Source organism: Pigmentiphaga kullae, assembly GCF_004216695.1.
Lineage (GTDB): Bacteria > Pseudomonadota > Gammaproteobacteria > Burkholderiales > Burkholderiaceae_B > Pigmentiphaga > Pigmentiphaga kullae.
In genome coordinates this window covers 572062-590213 of record NZ_SGXC01000002.1, presented here as the reverse complement: position 1 = coordinate 590213, position 18152 = coordinate 572062, and the positions used below count along the sequence as shown (strand labels likewise).

18 protein-coding genes are annotated in these 18152 nt (G+C 67.5%); 3 read left to right on the top strand and 15 right to left on the bottom strand.

Annotated features, from left to right (window positions below):
- Nucleotide 1 precedes the first annotated feature (1 nt).
- From EV675_RS17140 to EV675_RS17115, 6 genes are all read right to left on the bottom strand, one after another.
- Nucleotides 2–1606 (bottom strand): carboxyl transferase domain-containing protein, encoded by a 1605-nt coding sequence (locus EV675_RS17140; RefSeq protein ID WP_130358437.1) that lies wholly within the window; start codon nucleotides 1604–1606, stop codon nucleotides 2–4.
- A 12-nt stretch (nucleotides 1607–1618) separates the two neighbouring features.
- Entirely contained in the window at nucleotides 1619–1945 is a 327-nt protein-coding gene (locus tag EV675_RS17135) for an AtuA-related protein (RefSeq protein WP_130358436.1), read from the bottom strand.
- Nucleotides 1946–1958: 13 nt separating this feature from the next.
- Complete coding sequence (locus EV675_RS17130) at nucleotides 1959–3335, bottom strand: acyclic terpene utilization AtuA family protein (RefSeq protein WP_130358435.1); 1377 nt, start codon at nucleotides 3333–3335, stop codon at nucleotides 1959–1961.
- Between the two features lie 176 nt (nucleotides 3336–3511).
- On the bottom strand, nucleotides 3512–4480 hold the full coding sequence (locus tag EV675_RS17125; RefSeq protein ID WP_130358434.1) for a glycosyltransferase family 9 protein: 969 nt from the start codon (nucleotides 4478–4480) through the stop codon (nucleotides 3512–3514).
- 164 nt (nucleotides 4481–4644) lie between these two features.
- Nucleotides 4645–5511, bottom strand: coding sequence for a glycosyl transferase (locus EV675_RS17120; RefSeq protein ID WP_130358433.1), 867 nt, complete (start codon nucleotides 5509–5511; stop codon nucleotides 4645–4647).
- Between the two features lie 13 nt (nucleotides 5512–5524).
- Entirely contained in the window at nucleotides 5525–6454 is a 930-nt protein-coding gene (locus tag EV675_RS17115) for a hypothetical protein (protein WP_130358432.1), read from the bottom strand.
- A gap of 130 nt (nucleotides 6455–6584) precedes the next feature.
- Here EV675_RS17115 and EV675_RS17110 point away from each other — a divergent pair, with 130 nt between their 5' ends.
- Nucleotides 6585–7274, top strand: coding sequence for a glycosyltransferase family protein (locus EV675_RS17110; RefSeq protein ID WP_130358431.1), 690 nt, complete (start codon nucleotides 6585–6587; stop codon nucleotides 7272–7274).
- Here the strand turns inward: EV675_RS17110 and EV675_RS17105 are convergent.
- The 3 genes from EV675_RS17105 to EV675_RS17095 are packed head-to-tail and all read right to left on the bottom strand — an operon-like array spanning nucleotide 7255 to nucleotide 9041.
- Nucleotides 7255–8010, bottom strand: a complete 756-nt coding sequence (locus tag EV675_RS17105; RefSeq protein ID WP_130358430.1) for a membrane-anchored protein — start codon at nucleotides 8008–8010, stop codon at nucleotides 7255–7257. The genes EV675_RS17110 and EV675_RS17105 overlap by 20 nt on opposite strands.
- A gap of 18 nt (nucleotides 8011–8028) precedes the next feature.
- Nucleotides 8029–8766, bottom strand: coding sequence for an SDR family NAD(P)-dependent oxidoreductase (locus EV675_RS17100; RefSeq protein ID WP_130358429.1), 738 nt, complete (start codon nucleotides 8764–8766; stop codon nucleotides 8029–8031).
- Nucleotides 8767–8768: 2 nt separating this feature from the next.
- The gene (locus EV675_RS17095) at nucleotides 8769–9041 is read right to left on the bottom strand and encodes a helix-turn-helix domain-containing protein (RefSeq protein WP_130358428.1); all 273 of its coding nucleotides are present in this window, start codon (nucleotides 9039–9041) and stop codon (nucleotides 8769–8771) included.
- Nucleotides 9042–9342: 301 nt separating this feature from the next.
- On the opposite strand from EV675_RS17095, the gene EV675_RS29735 reads away from it, so the two are divergent.
- On the top strand, nucleotides 9343–9498 hold the full coding sequence (locus EV675_RS29735; protein ID WP_165404634.1) for a hypothetical protein: 156 nt from the start codon (nucleotides 9343–9345) through the stop codon (nucleotides 9496–9498).
- A gap of 10 nt (nucleotides 9499–9508) precedes the next feature.
- Nucleotides 9509–9910 (top strand): OsmC family protein, encoded by a 402-nt coding sequence (locus EV675_RS17085; RefSeq protein ID WP_130358426.1) that lies wholly within the window; start codon nucleotides 9509–9511, stop codon nucleotides 9908–9910.
- 28 nt (nucleotides 9911–9938) lie between these two features.
- Here EV675_RS17085 and EV675_RS17080 read toward each other — a convergent pair whose 3' ends face one another.
- The 6 genes from EV675_RS17080 to EV675_RS17055 are packed head-to-tail and all read right to left on the bottom strand — an operon-like array spanning nucleotide 9939 to nucleotide 18052.
- Entirely contained in the window at nucleotides 9939–11288 is a 1350-nt protein-coding gene (locus EV675_RS17080) for an MFS transporter (RefSeq protein WP_130358425.1), read from the bottom strand.
- Nucleotides 11289–11324: 36 nt separating this feature from the next.
- Nucleotides 11325–12131: an enoyl-CoA hydratase/isomerase family protein gene (locus tag EV675_RS17075; RefSeq protein ID WP_130358424.1), complete on the bottom strand. Its 807-nt coding sequence runs from the start codon at nucleotides 12129–12131 to the stop codon at nucleotides 11325–11327.
- Nucleotides 12132–12170: 39 nt separating this feature from the next.
- A complete protein-coding gene (locus EV675_RS17070; RefSeq protein ID WP_130358423.1) occupies nucleotides 12171–13697 on the bottom strand; it encodes an AMP-binding protein in 1527 nt (508 codons plus the stop codon).
- 10 nt (nucleotides 13698–13707) lie between these two features.
- Nucleotides 13708–14196, bottom strand: coding sequence for a (2Fe-2S)-binding protein (locus EV675_RS17065; protein ID WP_130358422.1), 489 nt, complete (start codon nucleotides 14194–14196; stop codon nucleotides 13708–13710).
- Nucleotides 14193–15032 carry an FAD binding domain-containing protein gene (locus EV675_RS17060; RefSeq protein ID WP_130358421.1) on the bottom strand — a complete coding sequence of 280 codons (840 nt, stop codon included), beginning with the start codon at nucleotides 15030–15032 and terminating at the stop codon, nucleotides 14193–14195. The genes EV675_RS17065 and EV675_RS17060 overlap by 4 nt, the downstream gene beginning before the upstream one ends.
- Nucleotides 15029–18052, bottom strand: coding sequence for a xanthine dehydrogenase family protein molybdopterin-binding subunit (locus EV675_RS17055; RefSeq protein WP_130358420.1), 3024 nt, complete (start codon nucleotides 18050–18052; stop codon nucleotides 15029–15031). The genes EV675_RS17060 and EV675_RS17055 overlap by 4 nt, the downstream gene beginning before the upstream one ends.
- Between the last annotated feature and the right edge of the window lie 100 nt (nucleotides 18053–18152).

Genomic DNA, 18152 nt, shown 5'->3' with positions numbered 1-18152 from the left:
CCTACATCCTGAAAACGCCGAAGCGTGTCGATTCCCCGGGGCTGCCCGCCGCCAGCGCCAGGCCCAGCGTCAACCATGCGCGCGTATCGGCGGGCTCGATCACGCTGTCCACCCACAGGCGCGACGCCGCATGCAGGGCCGTGCTCTCGGCATCGTAGACGGCGCGCACCGGAGCCTTGAAGGCCTCGGCTTCCTCGGCGGAAAACGTCTTGCCCTGACGCGCCAGTTGCTCGGCGCGCACCAGGGCCAGCACCGTGGCGGCCTGCTCGCCCCCCATCACCGACGTCCTCGCGTTCGGCCACATCGCCATCAGGCGCGGCCCGAAGGCGCGCCCGCACATGGCATAGGCGCCCGCGCCGTAGCTGCCGCCCATGACCACGCTGAACTTGGGCACGCGCGCGGTGGCCACCGCGTTGACCATCTTGGCACCGTCCTTGGCGATCCCGCCCTGCTCGTACTGCACGCCGACCATGAAGCCGCTGATGTTGTGCAGGAACACCAGCGGGATATTCTCCTGGCAGCACAGCTCGATGAAGTTGGCCGCCTTCTGCGCGCTCTGGCCGAACAGCACCCCGTCGTTGGCCAGGATGCCGACCGGATACCCGCCTATCGCGCCCGTGCCGCAGATCAGGCTGGCGCCGTAGCGTTCCCGGTAGGCGACGAACTCGCTATCGTCCAGCAGCCGCGCCAGCACGTCGCGGATCGGGATGGCCTGCTTGGGATTGGCGGGAATCAGCCCCGGCAGTTCGGCCGGATCGTGGCGCGGCGCAACCGGGATACGCGGAGGCGCCGGCAAGGCGCCGGCCTTGCCGCGCGCCACGATGTCCCGGACCAGCGCCAGCGCATGCAGTTCATCGTGGGCGAAATGATCGGCGACGCCGGACAGGCGCGTGTGGATGTCGGCCCCGCCCAGCGCCTGCGCATCGACCAACTCGCCGGTGGCCGCCTGCACCAGTTGCGGCCCGCCCAGGTAGATGGTGCCGGCCTGGTCGACGATGACGGTCTCGTCGCACATCGCCGGAATGTAGGCGCCGCCCGCCGTGCATGCGCCCAGCACGGCCGCGACCTGCTTCAGGCCCAGGGCGGACATCTCGGCGATGTTGCGGAAGATCTTGCCGAAATGGTGTTCGTCCGGAAAGATGTCCCCCTGCAGCGGCAGGTAGGCACCGCCGGAATCCACCAGATAGACGCAAGGCAGGCCGTTCTCGCGGGCGACGGCCTGCGCGCGCAACTGCTTCTTGATGGTAAGCGGATAGTAGGTGCCGCCCTTGACCGTGGCGTCGTTGGCCATGACCACGCAGGCGCGGCCGGACACCATTCCGATGCCGGTGATCATGCCCGCGCCCGGCGACTGGCCGTCGTACAAGCCATCGGCCGCGAGTTGCCCGATCTCCAGGAACGGCGTTGCGGGATCCAGCAAGGTGTTGATCCGTTCGCGCGGCAGCAGCTTGCCGCGCGCCAGATGCGTCTGGCGCGCGCGTTCGCCGCCCCCCTCGATGGCACGCCGGCGCGCGGCATCCAGCGGCACGCGCAATTGGGCGTAGGCCGCGACGTTGGCGGCGAACTCCTTGCCGTCGGTGCGTGTACGGGAAGACAGGATGGCCATGGGGTCGGATAGTCAGGAAGGGTTCTCGGCGCCCCGCACCGGCAGACGCATCAAGGCATAGCCCAGCGACTTGCCGGTCTGGTCCAGCCGCAGGGTGCGCGTGGCGCCGCCCCCCAGGGCATGTCGCATCACCACAACCACCGCGCCGATGTTGTCCATGGGATGGCATTCCACCTCGCCCCGCACCCAGTCGCCGTAGATCCGCTTCACGTCGGCCGGCGTCACGCTGGCGCGCAGCCACGCATATTCCCGCGGCCCGCGGGCGACCAGTCCCACGGAACAGACGTCCCCCTTGTCCCCTGACCGCACATAGGCGATATCTTTCACTTGCAGTGTCATCGGCATGCTCTCCTCAAGCCACCAGGATCTCGGTCTTCTGTTCGACGGCGTCGCGCGGGACCAGGGTCGGCCACAGCGCGATGACGGGACGTGGCTTCATCGGCGTGCCGAACGAAGTGCCCCCAGGCCCCATGATCCACAGATTCGTCCCGGCGCGCCGTACCTTGTCGGCTTCCTCCTGGGTGCGCGTGCGCACCGCGCAGCGCAGCCCCACCTCGGGCAGTTCGTTGGCCCATTCCCGGCCGGCAAACGCCGCCGCGGGCCCATGCAGGGTGTTCAGGCCGACGAAATCGAAATGCACCTGGTCTGCCGCCAGCCCCATCCGCTCGAAACGCTCGAGCAGGGTCTCGCGCGCCTTCACGGCGCGGTCATAGGCGTTGGGCCATGGAAAAAAGGCCATCGTCTCCCCTATCCAGCCATCCTGGTAACCCACCACCATCTTCCACTGGTCGGGCGCGGGTTCCCCCCGCATGCCGCTGACACGGACGCGGTCCTGGCCTTCGTCATTCAGCTTGAGCGACGTGAAATCGGCCACCGCGTCGGGCATCAGATAGCGACGGGGATCGCCGATCTCGTAGACGAGGTGCTCCTTGACCGTCCACTGATCGACCCGGCCGCCGCTGCCGGGCAGCTTGGTGACGGTGGCGTCGCCCGTCTCGTCGACCTCCAGGATGGGGAAACCGACCCGGCCCATGTGAGGCATTTCCGCGAACCGCGACGACATGCCGCCCGAGCAGCCCGCCGCGCATTCGACGATATGCCCCAGCGTGACCGCCGCGGCATACCGGTCGACGTGCGCCGCGTCGCGGCGCCAGTCGAATTCGTGCGCCAGCGGACCGACGTACAGCGCATTGTCCGATACCCGTCCGGCGATGACGACGTCGGCCCCGCCGGCCAGCCCTTCGCTTATCCCCGAACTGTCGGTATAGACGTTCGCGCACACCACGCGATCGCGAATGGCCGAGAAATCCTCGTCCCCCGTATCGAGATTGCGCAGCGATACGCCCTGCGCGACCAGGTCATCCAGCTTGCCCAGCATATCGTCGCCCTCGACCAGGGCGATGCGGGCGCCGGACAGTCCCGCCTGTCGGGCCCCCTGGGCGATCCGGTCGGCCGCGGCGCGCGGATTGACGCCGCCGCCGTTGGAAATCAGGCGCGTGCCGGCGGCCTTGGCCTTCGGCAACAACGCGATCATGGCCTGCACCGCATCCGGCACGTAGCCGGCGTCGGGCCGCTTGAGCTTCTGCCGCTGCAACAGCGCCATGGTCAGTTCGGCCAGATAGTCGAAACACAGGTAGTCCAGGCCCGCCCGTTCCAGCAGTTCTTCCGCGGGGTCCAGCGCGTCGCCCCAGAAACCCGACCCGGCACCCATCCGCACGATGCGGCCCATATCTGCCTCCGTTTTCTAATTTCGTTTTATTTTGTCTAATTTCATTATATTTTTCATTCGACGAAAACGTCAAGCGCGAGGTCCAGGCTCGTCCTGTGTGGCATCGATGGGGGAATGCTCGATGAAGCCGCTTCAAGGCCCGTGGCCGGGTCTTGTCTGTATAGCCGGGGCGGCAACTATGCGCGGCCCTTCGTCATCGGCGTCTGCGCCATGGGACCGGCATTGATCATCGTCTTGCTCGTCGTCCGGTCGCCCGGGCCGCCTTGATCGAAAGCCAACACGGCCTCCGAGACCCGCCGGCGCAGCCTTTCGATCGCGGCCTCCACCCGGCGGACCGACAGCAGGTACTTCCATGAATGCTCGCGCATCCATCGGCCGGGCATCAGCGGCGGCGCGGTAACCGCCACGCCGGGTGCCCAGCCCGGCGCCCAGCGCACCGCGATCCGCGGCCGCATCGCCAGCGAGACGGCGGGCACGCCCACGTTCGAGGCCAGGTGGGCAAGGCCCGAATCGTTCCCCACGAAAAGCCGGGCCGTTGCCAGCCAGCGCGCCAGGTCGTCCAGCGATTCGTGCGAGACCAGGCGAAAGCCTTGAGCTTCGACCCATGCCCATTCCTCGTGCTCGCGCGGCGCCACGACGAAGCTCGGCTCGTAGCCCCGGCCGTGCAGCCGGCGCGCGAGCTTCAGGAAACGACCGGGCAGCCACTGCTTCTGGATGTCGCTTGCCGTGGGATGGATGATCACCCGATTGCCGACACCGGACACGCCGACGTCGGCTGGCACGACGAGGCCATTGTCGCGCGTCAGGGCATCGAGCCCGAAGCAATGGCGGCACAGGTCCAACTGGATATCCACCATGGGCTTGACCTGGCGATACGTGGGCCACTCGTCCATGCTCCACACGCGCGGGTGCCAATCGCGCACGTCGTGCGGCACGTCGGTTTGATAGGCGTGCAGCACGACGTCGAAACGCTCGAGCCGGCTTCGAGCCTGCGCCGCATGCGGGGCGGGCTCTATGCGAAAGCCGGGAAACCATGCGCGCAGGGCATGCAGATGGCGGCTGAAGATCGTGACATCGATCCCATGGCGGACGAGATTGTTGGCGACCACCATCGAGATCAGCGTGTCGCCGATGCGCGGCGACATCACGAAGGCAACAGACCAGCCTTGCTGGATCGGATGTCGGGGATGGTTGATGGCAGCCCCCTTGTGCAGTGGTCCAGGTCGATGTAATCGACTCTACGCTGCACCCCGGTACGACTTGTTTTTTATCGTAACCAAATCGTCACCGGATATTCGCAAGGGAACGATCAATCCGCCGGGCCGCCCAGGCCCAGGCGCGCCCAGAACGAGCGGTTGCGGGTGCGGTGGTTGCCGGCATAGGCGCGCTGCGTGGCCTTCATGAGATCGCCGAACGGCCGCGGAGCCCGATAGCTGTCGAGCGTGTAGCCCACGGACAGCGCTTCCTGGTAGCAGGCATCGAAAAGCGCCGCCAGGTCGTCCCTGGGATGCGGCAGCACCCGGCCGTCGAACCAGTGCGCGCGGCCTTCCCGCTCCAACCTGGGGAAAGCGTATTTGTGGCTGAACTGCGTCCCCATGTCCGAATAATGCAGGATGCGGATGGCATGCGGCGGCCTTCGTTCGCCATCGATGTTGTTGTAGTCGGAATGCATGGTCTCGATCAGCCCGGGGTGCCCGGCGAAATACCGCATCATGCGCTGGTGCGCATCGGGTTCGGCGCGCAGGCGTTCGATGGGCGGCAGATGGAGCCGCGCGGCGGCGCAATCCCACACCGTCACGCAGAATCGCCACGACGTCTTGCGCCCCTTGCCGCTCAGGACCTTGCCGGCGCCGAACGGCATGCGCCAAAGTTCGGCCAGGTCGCACAGCACCAGCATGTCGGTGTCCAGGTAGATGGCCCGCCCCTCGTAGCCGCAGAACGCCGGCACGCCCCAGCGGAAACCCGAGAACGGCGTGGCCCATGCCTGCGTGCGCCAGCCCAGCCCCTGCTCCGGATCGGCATGCCAGAAACTGGATGGATCCCTGGAGAGCCGCATCCACTCGATGTCGATGGGCAGCGAACAATGCTTGCGCGCGCTGTACTCCAGCACCATCATCTGTTCGAGATCGCAGTCGTTTGGATCGCATCCGACGAAAAGCCTGATCCGGTCTTCCATATTGTCCTCGGCATCAACCTTCGGCCAGCGTGCGCCAGTCCCGCTGGTGGAACATGTCGCCCGACAGCGCGCCGCCTGGCGACAAGTTGACGATCCGCACGCCCGATTCGCGCAGCAACGCCGCGGCCCGCATGAACGACGGCAGGATATGGCCGGGCAGGTATTGGTCGAGCGTGGTGGGAAGGCGATCGGCGGGAGACTCGTAGAAGCGGGCCGTGGTGGCGGCATTGCCCAGATCCACGCCATGCAGCACGATTTCCGAAAACCCCAGCCAGGCCATGATCTGCAGACCAGTGTAAGCCACCGTTCCGACGTCGAACACGCCCTTGCGGATGTCTCGGCTGAATCCCAACGCGCGGTCGGAATCGAAGACGGCCAGCTCGCTGTCCGGATGATCGCGCCGCACTTGCGCCATGGTCCGCGCCGGCAGCAGCGCGCGCCGCTGGGGGTTCTCGATCAGGAACAACCGGCAGCGCAGCGCCTCGGGCGGCATCCGCTGCAGCAGGTGCCACAGGCATAGCGGCGTAGTGAACAACAACAGGTCCTGCTCGACGATGCGGCGGACCAGCTCGGGGCGGGCTCGCACGAAACCCGTGTCGTTGAAACAGTAATAATCGAAGCGCACGACGTAACGGTCGAGCAGCGCAATGGCGCCGTTCACGCCCATCACGTTGGACAAGGACAGGCGGCCATAATCGATCTCGTTGATCGACGGACCGCAGGCGATGATGTGCCCCGTTCCGTACGAATCGCCCTGCCCCACGCTCGCATTGGCCAACGGCAGTTGCCGGCGCCGGTACGCATAGCCGGCCACATGGCCCTGGGCATCGCGTTCGACGGACACGTGCGGCCACAGGCGCTCGTTGTGGCGCTGGCCCGGACCGTGGGTATAGCGGTACAGCAGCTTCAGCGCGGTGTTGGCGATGCGGCGGGCGACGGGCATGTGGCCAATTGTTTGCCGATACCGCGGCAATGTCGAGGCGGCGCCTGTTTCTTATGAAACGTTGTGATACGCCCGCCGGGGCGGCTGCCCGGTACAACATGGGTTCCAGCAGAACTCGACCCGGCCGGCCATGATAGAAACCGCCCGCATCTACATAGGCTTCGACAGCAAGGAAGTCGTCGCCTACCACGTGCTGTGCCAGAGCATCCTGGAAAAAAGCTCCATGCCGGTTTCCATCACCCCGGTCGCCCTGCGCCATCTGGAAGGCGTCTTCGCCCGTACGCGCAATCCGCTGCAATCGACCGAGTTCTCGTTCTCGCGCTTCCTGGTGCCGTACCTGAGCGGTTTCCAGGGCTGGTCGCTGTTCATCGATTGCGACACGCTGATACGTACCGATATCGCGGAACTATGGGCGTTGAGGGACGAGCGCTTTGCCGCGATGTGCGTCAAGCACGACTATGTGCCCAAAAGCGAGACCAAGTTCCTGGGGCAGGTCCAGGCCAGATACACGAAGAAGAACTGGTCCAGCGTTCTTCTTTTCAATAACGCGAAATGCCGCCGGCTCGACCCCTACTACGTGAATACCGCGACCGGGCTGGACCTGCACCAGTTCAAGTGGCTCGAGTCCGACGACCTCATCGGAGAACTGCCCGCCGCGTGGAACTGGCTGGTCAACGAATATCCCTACCTGCCCGACGCTAGGCTGGTGCATTTCACCACCGGCGGCCCCTACTTCGATGAACGCAGGAACGACGACTATGCGGGAGAATGGTTCGCCACCCGCGATCGCCTTCTGCATGTCAGGCAGCGCGGCAGGTGACCCGTTCCGCGCATCTCTCATCCCACAGGGGAATCCCCGTTGCGCGGGCAACCTGCGGATCGGCGGTGAAAATGGGCCGCCCCGCATCGAGCAGGCGTTGCAGGATGATCAGATCCATGCGCACATGCAGCCGCGCCAGGCCCGCATCGTTATAGGCGTGTCCGGCCGAGCCCGGATCGATGCCGGAGATGATGACCGCCGGCGCGCCATGATGGAGGGCGTACAGCACCGCGTTGATGCCGTTCGAGCACTTCGACTCGGCGTCGATTTCCAGCGAATGCAGGCCCGCGACCTTGTCGAGCAACGCCATCCGCTCATAGCGGTCGACGATGTAGAGATGGTCGTAGCGGTAGTCGAACGAAGCCAGCCCGCGCTCCAGCCGCTCGCGCTCGTTCTTGCGCCACAGCAGCACGTAAAGCGCCCGGGTCCGCCGCCCGCCCAGGACCCGCCGGACCTCGCGCGCGTTGTGCGTGGTACCTTCGATCTGGTTGAACATCATCATCGTGATGTCGGGCACCTCGATGCCCCAGTGCGCGGCCACGGCCTGGGATCCGTTTACCGTAATGACGAAATAGCCCCTGTCGAGACCCTCTGGCCGGCTGGCCTGCGGCGCGGAACCGACCACCACCACCGGCCCCTTGATATCGAAAGGCAGCGGAGGCGGCGCGGGCCGGGTCAAGCGGTACTTCAGCCATCGATACAGGCGCTTCTTCGCATCCGTGAACCGTTGCCGCATCCTCGCTCCTTGCCGTTTTCAGGCCTTGGGCAGCGCGATCCCCGTGGCCAGCTCGAGCTCGCGCAGCAGCGCATCCTGGAAAGCCACGTCGCGCGCGGCGGGATGCGGGTCTAGCCGCTGCTGGTGATGCCAGTATCCGCCGGTGCCTTCGGCCCGCGGGTCCGGGCTGGCGGCCAGCCACTCCTGGGTCAGGTGTCCCAGGCGCAGGTCGTCGGGCGCATTCGTGCCGCCCATCTTCGTCGGCACCCATCCCGGATCGACCGCGTTGCTGAGGACATCGGGCCACAGCCGGGCAAGCGCCATCGCCAGCGCCGTCACGAACAGCTTGCTGTCCGAGTAAGAGGCCGATTCGCCACGCCCGGCCCAGTCCAGACCTTCCAGCACCGGGCGGCCGTCGAAGTGCATGCCGCTGCTCAGGTAAACCAGGCGATCCGGCCGGGTGACCAGGGCCGTCAGGACATAGGGCGCGATCACGTTGACCGGCAGTATCTGCCGCCCCGTATAGACGCCGGCGTTGTGGATGGCCGCATCCATGCGGCCGAGCCGGTTCACCTGGGCGGCGACGTCCTCGGCCTGTCCCTGGTCCGACAGGTCGCCGACCACCACCCGGGCGCCCCGGTCCAACAGATCCTGAACCGCGTCGAGCCGTTGACGGCCACGCACATGAAGCACGACCTCGTGGCCGTCGGCGAGCAGCGTCGCGGCTGCCGCCTTGCCCAGCCCGTCGGCCGAGCCCGTGATGAAGATTCGAGACATGCCTAGCTCCTGGTCGAATCCGCGTGTGCGGTGAGAGGCGGCGCCTGGCCGCCACTTGGCCCCAGACTCAGCTCCAGCCCGAGCGCGGCGCACCAGGCCAATAGCTGCTCCAGGCTCAGTTCATGGGCGTGCAGTTCCAGATGGGACACGCGCGACTGGCTCAGGCCGATGCGGCCGGCCAGGGCCGACTGGGCCATGCCCTGGGACTTGCGCGCGGCCTGCAGTACCGCGCCCAGCTGCGTGGCGGTCGCCAGGACTTGATGTGCCATGGCCATTGGAAAATACCTGGAATACGGGTAAATCCATAATATTTCAGTACGGATATATGTCAAATATCCGATATTCGAATACGTCCGCCGCGGACATCGCCAACGTCGAAGGCTGGCTGTTCCGCGTCGCGCACAACGCCAGCCTGGACTTCCTGCGCGCCCGGGCCCGGACCCAGGAGGTACCGTTGATCGAAGACATGGAACCCGGAATGGAAGGCCCCCAATCCGACATCGTCGCGATAGGGTTCCGGACCTTCCTGCAACTGGCGGTCCTCCAGCGCTGCGCGCGGTCGAAGGACGGCCTGCGATGCTGGTCTATGACGCCCGCGGCCCCATGGACCGCCCCGTACACTTCGTCCTGCTTACGTGGCGCGCGGAAGGCGTGACCCGGATCCAGGACTACCTGTTCGCGCCCTACGTCATGGAAACCGCCGACTGGGTACGGCTCGACTCCATTTCCTGAAGGACCCGCCATGCACAAGGCCACCATCGTCTCCACCGGCACCGACTACCAGCACCACATCCAGGCCGGCCCCTTCGGCCTGAACACCGACGAGCCCAAGTCCTTGGGCGGCCAGGGCGGCGCTCCCGCGCCCTTCGACTACTACCTGGCATCGCTGTCCGCCTGCACCGCGATCACGCTGCGCATGTACGCGCAGCGCAAGGGCTGGAACCTGGGCGAATTTCGCGCCGAACTGGCCCTGCGCTTCGACGAGCAGGGCACGGCGCACATCCATCGCAGGCTGTATTCGGACCAGCCGCTCACCGCCGAGCAATGGAAACGGCTGCTGGAGATCGTGGCCAATACGCCGGTCACCAAGGTCATGCGCAACGGCGCGGTGATCACCAGCGAAGCTCCCGCGGCGGGGGCGTAGATCCCATGTTCGCCCAGCCGCCTCCGTCCTAGTCGAACTGGCCCTGGGTCTCGGGCGCGACCTTGGCACCCACCAGATAGACCACCGCCAGCAAGGCCGAGGTGATGGCCAGGACATGGGGGATGTCCTGCGGCGAACCGCTCAGGAGCGAAACCACCGTGGGCATCATGCCGCCGACGGCGAAACCGATGTTCCAGGACAACCCCGTGCCGCTGGCGCGCATCTTGGCCGGGAAGCGTTCGTTCAGGAAGATCATGACGGGCGCGATGATGGCGCCGCCCAAGAGGGCGATGGCCGAGGCGATCATCGTGATCCGCGACAGGAATGCGGGCTTGGCGATGAGCAGGAACAGGTACGGCAGCAGCACCAGGCAGAAGACGCCCAGCGCGTAGAAGGTCTTCTTGCGGCCGATGATGTCGCTCAGGGCGCCGAAAGCCAGCGCGCCGACGATGGTGCCCACCGAGCTGATCATCAGGATCAGCGCCGAGCTTTCGTGGGGCACGTTCGCGACCAGTTTCAGCAGCGTCGGCAGATAGCCGGCGGTGATGTAATAGGTCGCGCCGCCACCGAAGGTGATCAGCAGGTTGACCAGCAGCACGTTGCGGTACTCGCCCGCGAACAGCGTCTTCAGCGGGGACGCCTGCCTGGCCGCCCCGTCCTTCTGCCGGGCGCGCTCTGCCTGGAGCTTCTTGAAGGAAGGCGTTTCATCCAGCAGCCGGTACATCACCAGGCCGAAGACCGTGCTGATCAGGCCCGAGAAGAACATGACGCGCCAGCCGATCTGGTCGAAGCGGTCGCCGGGGAATACGTAGGACAGCGCGAAGTACACGATGGAGGCCATCAGCGCACCCATGCCGGCTCCGCCGCTGCCCACCAGCCCCGACATCAGGCCGCGGTGGCGCGGCGCGATCGACTCCGTGCCTATGGTGTGCGTCGAGGCCACGATGCCGCCCACGAACAGGCCCTGCACGATGCGCAGCGCCAGGAAGATGACGGGCGCGATCACGCCGGCCTGGTGGATGGTCGGCAACAGGCCGAACGCCGCCGTGCTCAGCCCCACGCCCACCATCGAGATCATCAACGCCCGCTTTCGTCCGTGCTTGTCGGCATAGGCGCCGAACACGGCCGAGCCCAGGGGCCGCACCAGCAGCGCCACCGCGAACGAGGCGTAGACCGCCGCCAGTGACAGGGTCGGTTTGTCCGAGGGAAAGAACAACCGCCCGATGATGGGCGCCACGTACAGCAGGATGAACAGGTCGAACAGGTCCAGCGCCCACCCGAAGGTAGAGGCCAGGCCCGCCATGAAGGCCTTGCGCGACTGCGCGGGATCGGCGGCCGAGCCGCGCGGACCCGCAACGGTATCCGTAGTCGTATTCATGATGTCTCCGTTGTTGGAATGAGGCGTCGCGCTGGCTTAACGGCCTTGCCAGTGCGGCTTGCGCTTGGCGTGGAACGCCTCGACGCCTTCGCGGAAATCCTCGGAGGTTCGCAGGCGGCTGTAGCAATGGCCCTCGAGTTCGATGGCGATGGACACCGGCGAATCTTCCGAGTCGTTCAGCAGCTTCTTGACCGTGCGCTGCGCCAGCGGCGAGAAGCCGCGCAGTTCGTCCACCAGCTTGTCGGTGGCGGCCTCGAGCTGGTCGTCGGCCACGCACTCGACCACGAAGCCCCAGTCGTAGGCCTGCTGACCCGGTATGCGGCGCGAGCGCATCACGACGTCCTTGGTGCGGGCGATACCGATCATGCTTTGCAGGCGCGCCGAGCCGCCCGACCCGGGAATCTGCCCCAGCTTCTGCTCGGGCAGCGCGTATTGCGCCGTGACGCTGGCGATGCGGAAGTCGCAGGCAAGCGAAATCTCGAATCCCACGCCGAAGCAATAGCCGCGATTGGCGGCGATCACGGGCTTGGAACAGCGGGCCGGCGCCGCGATGTTCCAGGCCAGCTTGGAGACGTGCTCGGGCGACGCCTCCAGGAAGCCGCGGATGTCGCCGCCGCTGGAGAAATGCTCGCCTTCGGCGCGCAGCACGATCACGCGCACGCGCGGATCCTCGTCCAGCGCCTCGAACACCAGGCGCAGCTGCTCGCGCTCGGGCATGGTGATGATGTTGAACGGGGGGCGCTTCAGGACGATGTCGGCGCGCTCGCGCTCGGCATCGACGATCACGTCGAAGCCGTCGAGTTGTTCGAGCAGGGTTTGGGCCGGATGGTTGAGCTTGGGCATGGAGATATCCTTCAGTAGGTCATGCACGGGATGTCGGGATCAGGAGCGGTCCGGCTCGAACTCGCCGGCCGTCAGCTTGCGGCGCAGGATCTTCCCCACGGGGGACTTGGGAATCTCGCTGACGAAGACGTATTCCCGCGGACGCTTGAAATTGGCGAGATCGGTGCCGCGGCAATAGGCGTCCAGCGCCTCGCCGTCGACCGGCCCCTTGCGCTTGATGAACGCGACGACGCGCTGCCCCCAGCGCTCGTCGCGCAGGCCCGCCACGGCGACCTCGTCCACGCCCGGATGCAGGGACAGCACCGACTCGATGTCGACCGGCGAGATGTTCTCGCCACCGCTGATGATCATGTCGTCCACCCGGCCGGTCACGTGCAGTTCGCCGTCCTCGTCCAGGTAGCCGGTGTCGCCGGTGAAGTACCAGCCGCCGTGCAGCGACTTGGCGTTGGCGTCGGGCCGGTTCCAATAGCCCTCGAACGCCTCGTCCCCCGCCAGGTCGGCGACGATCTGCCCTTCCGTGCCACGCGGCGCCAGGTCGTCGGGATTCGTCGTCTCCAGCCGCACCAGGCGCAGGCGCGTATTGATGCCCGCGCGCCCCGCGCTGCCGGGCTTGCGGCGGGCGTCGGGGTTGACCGCCATGGTGTAGACCTCGGAGCTGCCGTAGTGATTGACGAACAGTTCCGGCTGAAACGCCTCGTCCAGGCGCAACAGCAGCGCGTCGTGCATGGGCGCCCCGGCGAAGCCCAGCTTGCGGACGCTGGAAATGTCGGTGCCCGCGAAGTCCGCGTGCGCCAGCAGGTCGTGATAGAGCGTCGGCACCAGGTACAGGTTGCTGACCCGTTCGCGCTGGATCAGGGCCAGCGCGGTCGCCGGCGAGAAGCGCGGCAGGCATACGAAGCACCCGTCCACCAACGCCATGGCCAGCAGCGACCGCACGCCCATGGTGTGATAGAGCGGCATCACGCCCAGCGTGCATTCGCCTATTCCGTACTGGTTCTGTGCCACGTGGCCCAGCGCGGCCGCCCGTTCCTGGCGATGGCGGCGCGGCACCCCCTTGGGCTTGCCGGTCGTTCCCGACGTGTAGAGCATCAGCGAAATGTCGTCCGCCGTGGCGCGCGGGCCGGCCGTCCAGCGCCGTGCGGCGAGCAGGCCGGCGTACGCATGGGTCGCCCCCTCGTCCGCGCCGACCACGACGCGCGGCACGTTGGAAGCCTCGGCCGACTGCGCCACCGCTTCGGCGCTGACCTCTTCATAGACGAGAGCCTTGGCCGACGCATCGATCAGGCAGTAGTCGATTTCCTCGGGCTTGGCGCGCCAGTTCAAGGGCGTGACGATCACCCCCAGGAACTGGCAGGCCCAGTGCAGCGTCGCCATCTCCAGGCGGTTCTGCAACACCACCAGCAGGTGGTCGCCGTGCCCGAGCCCCAGTTCGTTCAAACCTTGCGCCACGCGCAGGATCTGCTCCAGCCATGCGGCGTATGTCAGGCGGGTATCGCCGTCCACGACCGCGATCGCGTCCGGGTTGCGCTCCACGCTTTGCAGGAATGTACGTCCCAAATCCAGCATCAGATGCCTCCTATGTGTTCTTGTTGCGCGCAGCGGCCACGTCCAGGACGGCCTGCACGATGGGCGTGTAGCCGGTGCATCGGCACAGGTGGCCCGAAAGCATGTCCCGCACCTGCTGCTCGGTCGGATCCGGCACGCGCTCCAGGAAGTCGTCGCACGACATCAGGATGCCCGCGGTGCAGAAACCGCATTGCAGCGCGTGGTGCCGGCGGAAAGCCTGTTGCAGGTCGCTCAGCTCGCCGTCGCGCGCCAGGCCTTCGACCGTGTCCACCTCGCAGCCGTCCGCCTGGACGGCCAGCGTCAGGCACGAGCGGCCCGCCACGCCGTCGATGCGCACCGTGCAGGCGCCGCACACGCCGTGCTCGCACCCCACGTGGGTGCCGGTGGCGCCCAGTTCGTGCCGCAGGAAATCCGACAACAACATGCGGCTCTCGGCCGTGCCCTCGCGCTGCCGGCCGTTCAGCGTGCAGCGGATGCGATGGGTCTTTTCCATGCTCATGGCGTGTCTCCTTGCGCCCGCGACGCGGCGGTCGCGATGGCCCGGGCCGCCAGTTGCCGCACCAGCCTCCGGCGGTAGGCGGCGCTGGCGTGCGCATCGTCCTGCGCGCCCAGCGTCCAGGCGAAATCGTTGATGGCGGTTTCCAGCTCCGGCTTCGGCAGGCGCGGCCATTGCACGACGGTCGGACGGTCCGCCACACCGCCCACGCCCAGGCGGATGGCGTCCCTGCTGACGGCGGCCGCGCAGGCGGCGATGGCGAAATCGCCGTGGCGCAGCGAGAACTCCTCGAACGCGTAGCCCGTGCCCGCGACGCCCAGCGGATAGCGCACGCAGGCGATCAGTTCGTCGCCGGCGCGGGCCGTCGTGAGCATGCCCTGGAAGAAATCCCGGGCAGCCAGGGTCCGGCGGCCGCGCCTGGAGGACAGCACCACTTCCCCCCCCAGCAGCGCCAGGCACAGCGGCAGTTCCGCGCTGGGATCGGCGTGCGCGACCGAGCCGCACACGGTGCCCCGGTTGCGCACCTGGAAATGCGAGATATAGGGAAAGGCACAGGCCAGCAGCGGCACCTCGCCGGCCAGGTCCGGCCGCCATTCCACGCTGGCCTGGGTGGCCGCGGCCCCCACTTCCAGCATGCGATCCGTCACCTTCACGTAGTCCAGCGCCTTGCAGCGCGAGACGTCCAGCAGCACCGACGGCTGCGCCAGGCGCATGTTCAGCACCGTGATCAGCGATTGCCCGCCCGCCAGGATGCGGGCTTCGTCGCCATGCCGCGCCAGCAGGTCGCAGGCCTGCGCCTCGTCCTCCAGGCGCACGTAATCGAAAGCCGCCGGCTTCATGCCGCCCCCCTCCATCCGAACAGCGCCAGCAGCTTGCGCCACCAGCCGCGCGATCCGGCCCGGGCCGGCTGCCCGCTGGCCTGCCGGCCCAGTTGTTCAAACAATTGCGCCAGGACGATCTTGGCCGCTCCCTCCAGCATCCGGCTGCCCACGGCGGCCACCTTGCCGCTGACCTCGGCGCTGTAGTCGTAGACGAGGCGCGTGCCGCCTTCGTTGGGCTCGAGCCGCACCTTGCCGCTGCCGCGCGCCGCGCCCAGCGACGAGCTGCCCGAACCGGCCAGGCGCAGGGAATGCGGCGGATCGAGTTCCGACAGCGCGATCTCGGCCGCGTAGCGGGCCTTGATCATGCCCACGCCCACCGTCACGTCGGCGCGATAGCGGTTCTCGCCGATTGCCTCCAGCGAATGGCAGCCCGGCACTACCTTGGCCAGGGCCTGCGGATCGAGCAGCACGTTGAAGACGACCTCGGGCGTCGCGGCGATCTGCACGCTGCCGGTGGCGGACAGGGCCTTGCCCGAGCCGCTTCCCGGCGCGGCGGGACTCGCGGACGGCGCCGAGGCCGCGCGCGCGCCGCCGCTGGGCGGCGGATCGTCGAACCCGATCAGCTCCATGACCTTGAGCGGCGTCAGCGGCAGCCGGACGTCGCAGGCGCCCCGGATCGGCGCCAGGGCATCGGCGACGGCATTGGCCACGCACACCGGCGTGCTCATGTTGTTGCCCTCGCCCAGCCCCTTGGCCCCCAGCGGGGTGAACGGCGACGGCGTTTCCAGGTGCACGATGACGGGGTCCGGCACCTCGCAGGTGGTCGGCACCAGATAATCGGCGAAGGTACCGGACTGGAAGCTGCCGTCTCCGGCGTAACGGAACTCCTCCATCAGCGCGGCACCCAGCCCCTGGGCGAAGGCCCCACGGATCTGGCCGTCCGCCAGCGCGGGGTTGAGCAGCTTGCCCGCGTCGTGCGTGGTGACGTAGCGATCGATGCGCACGCGTCCGGTGTCGCGGTCGATCTCGACCGCGCAGATGTCGAAGGCGAATCCGTAGGCCGCGGAAGTATTGACACGGTCCTGCTCGTCCGGCGCGGTCAACTGGGGCGGCGTCCAGAACTCGGTCACCCGCAGCCCCGGCGATTCGCCCTCCGGCAACTGTCCCGGCGCCCAGTGCGCGCTGCTGGCCGCGCGCGCGAACGCCAGCATCTTGCCCGGCACGTCCGGCAGGCCCACCTTGCCACCGGCGAACACCACATCGGCCGGATCGCACGCCAGTTGATGAGCGACGATGCGCGCCACCTTGTCGCGCAGCCGGCTGGCCGCCAGATGCACCGTGCCCGCCACCGCGCCGGCGAAGCGGCTGGAGTAATTGCCCGCGGCGACCGACCAGGCATCCTTCTGCGTGTCGAAGTCCACGTTCACGGTCACCTGCTGCGGCACCAGGCCGAACACGTCCGCGACGACCTGCGCGCACACCGTCATGTGCCCCTGCCCCGCCGGCGAGGAAGCCACCACCACCGTCACCCCGCCCAGCGGGTCGATGCCGACGGTGGCGCTGGCGGTGGCGCCGTTCTTGGGGCCGGCCTTGGCGCGCTGCTCCGCCGTCATGACCGTGCTGATGTAGCCCATGTTGGAGATGGAAGGCTCCACGATCGCGGCATAGCCGATGCCGTACAACCTGCCCTCTGCCCTGGCGGCGTCGCGCCGTTGCAGCAGTTCGTCCAGCCCGCCTTCGCGCCCGGCCATCTCGATCGCCAGCGGATAGTTGCCGGAGTCCAGCAAGGCGCCGGCCGCCGCGCGGTAGGGAAACGCCCCGGGCTGCACGAAATTGCGCCGGTACACCACCAGCGGATCGATGCCCAGTTGCTGCGCGATGCGCTGCACCAGGCGTTCCAGCGCGAAATACACCTGAGGGCCGCCGAAGCCGCGCACCAGCCCGGCGGGCGTGCGATTGGTCAGCACCACGCGGTTGCGCACCTTCAGGTTGGGAATCGCATAGGCGCCCGTCAGGCAGCCGTGCATGCGATAGAACGTGGCCGGCTCGGGGGCTCGCAGGTAGCCGCCCACGTCATCGAACTGGTCGTAGGACAGCGCGCTGATCCGCCCCTCGCCGTCCACGGCCGCCTCGATCGTGCACAGGCGAGACGTCGCCGAGGTCGCGGCCACCAGGTGCTCCAGGCGGTCCTCCACCCACTTCACGGGCGCGCCCGCCTTGCGGGACGCCAGGCACATCAGCACCACGTACGGAAACACGCTCTGCTTCACGCCGAAGCTGCCGCCCGAGTCGCGCGGCAGCTTGTGGCGCAGACGCGTTCCGGGGATCTTCAGCGCCAGCGCCATGACCGAATGCAGCGAGAACGGCCCCATGAAATTGGAGCTGACCTCGTAGCCGTCGTCGCCCGCCAGATGTTCGGCGATCACCACCGCCCCTTCGATGGGCGTGCAGGAGTTGCGCGGGTAGTGGACGGTCAGTTCGACGCGGTGTTCGGCCGCGGCGAAGGCGGCGTCCGGTTCGCCATAACTGAAGCTGCGGTCGCTGACGACGTTGCTGCCCACCGCCGGATGCAGCACCGGCGCATCCTCGGCAATGGCCGCCTCGATTTCCACGGCTACCGGCAGCACCTCGTAGTCGACGCGGATCAGCTCCAGCGCGTCCTCGGCGACATAGCGGTCCTCGGCCACCACGACGGCGACCGGCTCGCCCACGTAGCGCACCCGGTCCTGGGCCAGCGACCAATGCTCCATGGGGGACTTCACGCCCACGACGAAAGGCTGCGACCAGCGCTTCACGTCCGTGCCCATCAGCACCGCCCTGACGCCCGGATGGGCCTCGGCGGCATCCGTATCGATGCGCAGCACCTGCGCGTGGGCATGGGGCGACCTCAGGATGGCGGCGTGCAGCGTGCCCGGCTTGACCGGCAGATCGTCGCCATAGGCGCCGCGCCCGGACAGCAGCGCCGTGTCCTCGACCCGCTCCTGCCGGCGCCCGACGAAGGGCGCATCGGCCGCGGGCAGAACGCTCGCGTCACTCATGCAAGCACTCCATGTCTCTTCCTCCTGTTTCCTGCATGCCGCCTACAGGCGATCTGCGCGGGGAGAAAGATAAGCGGCACCCTGCCCGCGGCCGTTACCG

Excerpts from the sequence above, each read along its gene's own strand:
- EV675_RS17140 (WP_130358437.1), bottom strand. The coding sequence starts at position 1,606 with ATGGCCATCCTGTCTTCCCGTACACGCACCGACGGCAAGGAGTTCGCC.
- EV675_RS17135 (WP_130358436.1), bottom strand. The coding sequence starts at position 1,945 with ATGACACTGCAAGTGAAAGATATCGCCTATGTGCGGTCAGGGGACAAG.
- EV675_RS17130 (WP_130358435.1), bottom strand. The coding sequence starts at position 3,335 with ATGGGCCGCATCGTGCGGATGGGTGCCGGGTCGGGTTTCTGGGGCGAC.
- EV675_RS17125 (WP_130358434.1), bottom strand. The coding sequence starts at position 4,480 with ATGTCGCCGCGCATCGGCGACACGCTGATCTCGATGGTGGTCGCCAAC.
- EV675_RS17120 (WP_130358433.1), bottom strand. The coding sequence starts at position 5,511 with ATGGAAGACCGGATCAGGCTTTTCGTCGGATGCGATCCAAACGACTGC.
- EV675_RS17115 (WP_130358432.1), bottom strand. The coding sequence starts at position 6,454 with ATGCCCGTCGCCCGCCGCATCGCCAACACCGCGCTGAAGCTGCTGTAC.
- EV675_RS17110 (WP_130358431.1), top strand. The coding sequence starts at position 6,585 with ATGATAGAAACCGCCCGCATCTACATAGGCTTCGACAGCAAGGAAGTC.
- EV675_RS17105 (WP_130358430.1), bottom strand. The coding sequence starts at position 8,010 with ATGCGGCAACGGTTCACGGATGCGAAGAAGCGCCTGTATCGATGGCTG.
- EV675_RS17100 (WP_130358429.1), bottom strand. The coding sequence starts at position 8,766 with ATGTCTCGAATCTTCATCACGGGCTCGGCCGACGGGCTGGGCAAGGCG.
- EV675_RS17095 (WP_130358428.1), bottom strand. The coding sequence starts at position 9,041 with ATGGCCATGGCACATCAAGTCCTGGCGACCGCCACGCAGCTGGGCGCG.
- EV675_RS29735 (WP_165404634.1), top strand. The coding sequence starts at position 9,343 with ATGCTGGTCTATGACGCCCGCGGCCCCATGGACCGCCCCGTACACTTC.
- EV675_RS17085 (WP_130358426.1), top strand. The coding sequence starts at position 9,509 with ATGCACAAGGCCACCATCGTCTCCACCGGCACCGACTACCAGCACCAC.
- EV675_RS17080 (WP_130358425.1), bottom strand. The coding sequence starts at position 11,288 with ATGAATACGACTACGGATACCGTTGCGGGTCCGCGCGGCTCGGCCGCC.
- EV675_RS17075 (WP_130358424.1), bottom strand. The coding sequence starts at position 12,131 with ATGCCCAAGCTCAACCATCCGGCCCAAACCCTGCTCGAACAACTCGAC.
- EV675_RS17070 (WP_130358423.1), bottom strand. The coding sequence starts at position 13,697 with ATGCTGGATTTGGGACGTACATTCCTGCAAAGCGTGGAGCGCAACCCG.
- EV675_RS17065 (WP_130358422.1), bottom strand. The coding sequence starts at position 14,196 with ATGAGCATGGAAAAGACCCATCGCATCCGCTGCACGCTGAACGGCCGG.
- EV675_RS17060 (WP_130358421.1), bottom strand. The coding sequence starts at position 15,032 with ATGAAGCCGGCGGCTTTCGATTACGTGCGCCTGGAGGACGAGGCGCAG.
- EV675_RS17055 (WP_130358420.1), bottom strand. The coding sequence starts at position 18,052 with ATGAGTGACGCGAGCGTTCTGCCCGCGGCCGATGCGCCCTTCGTCGGG.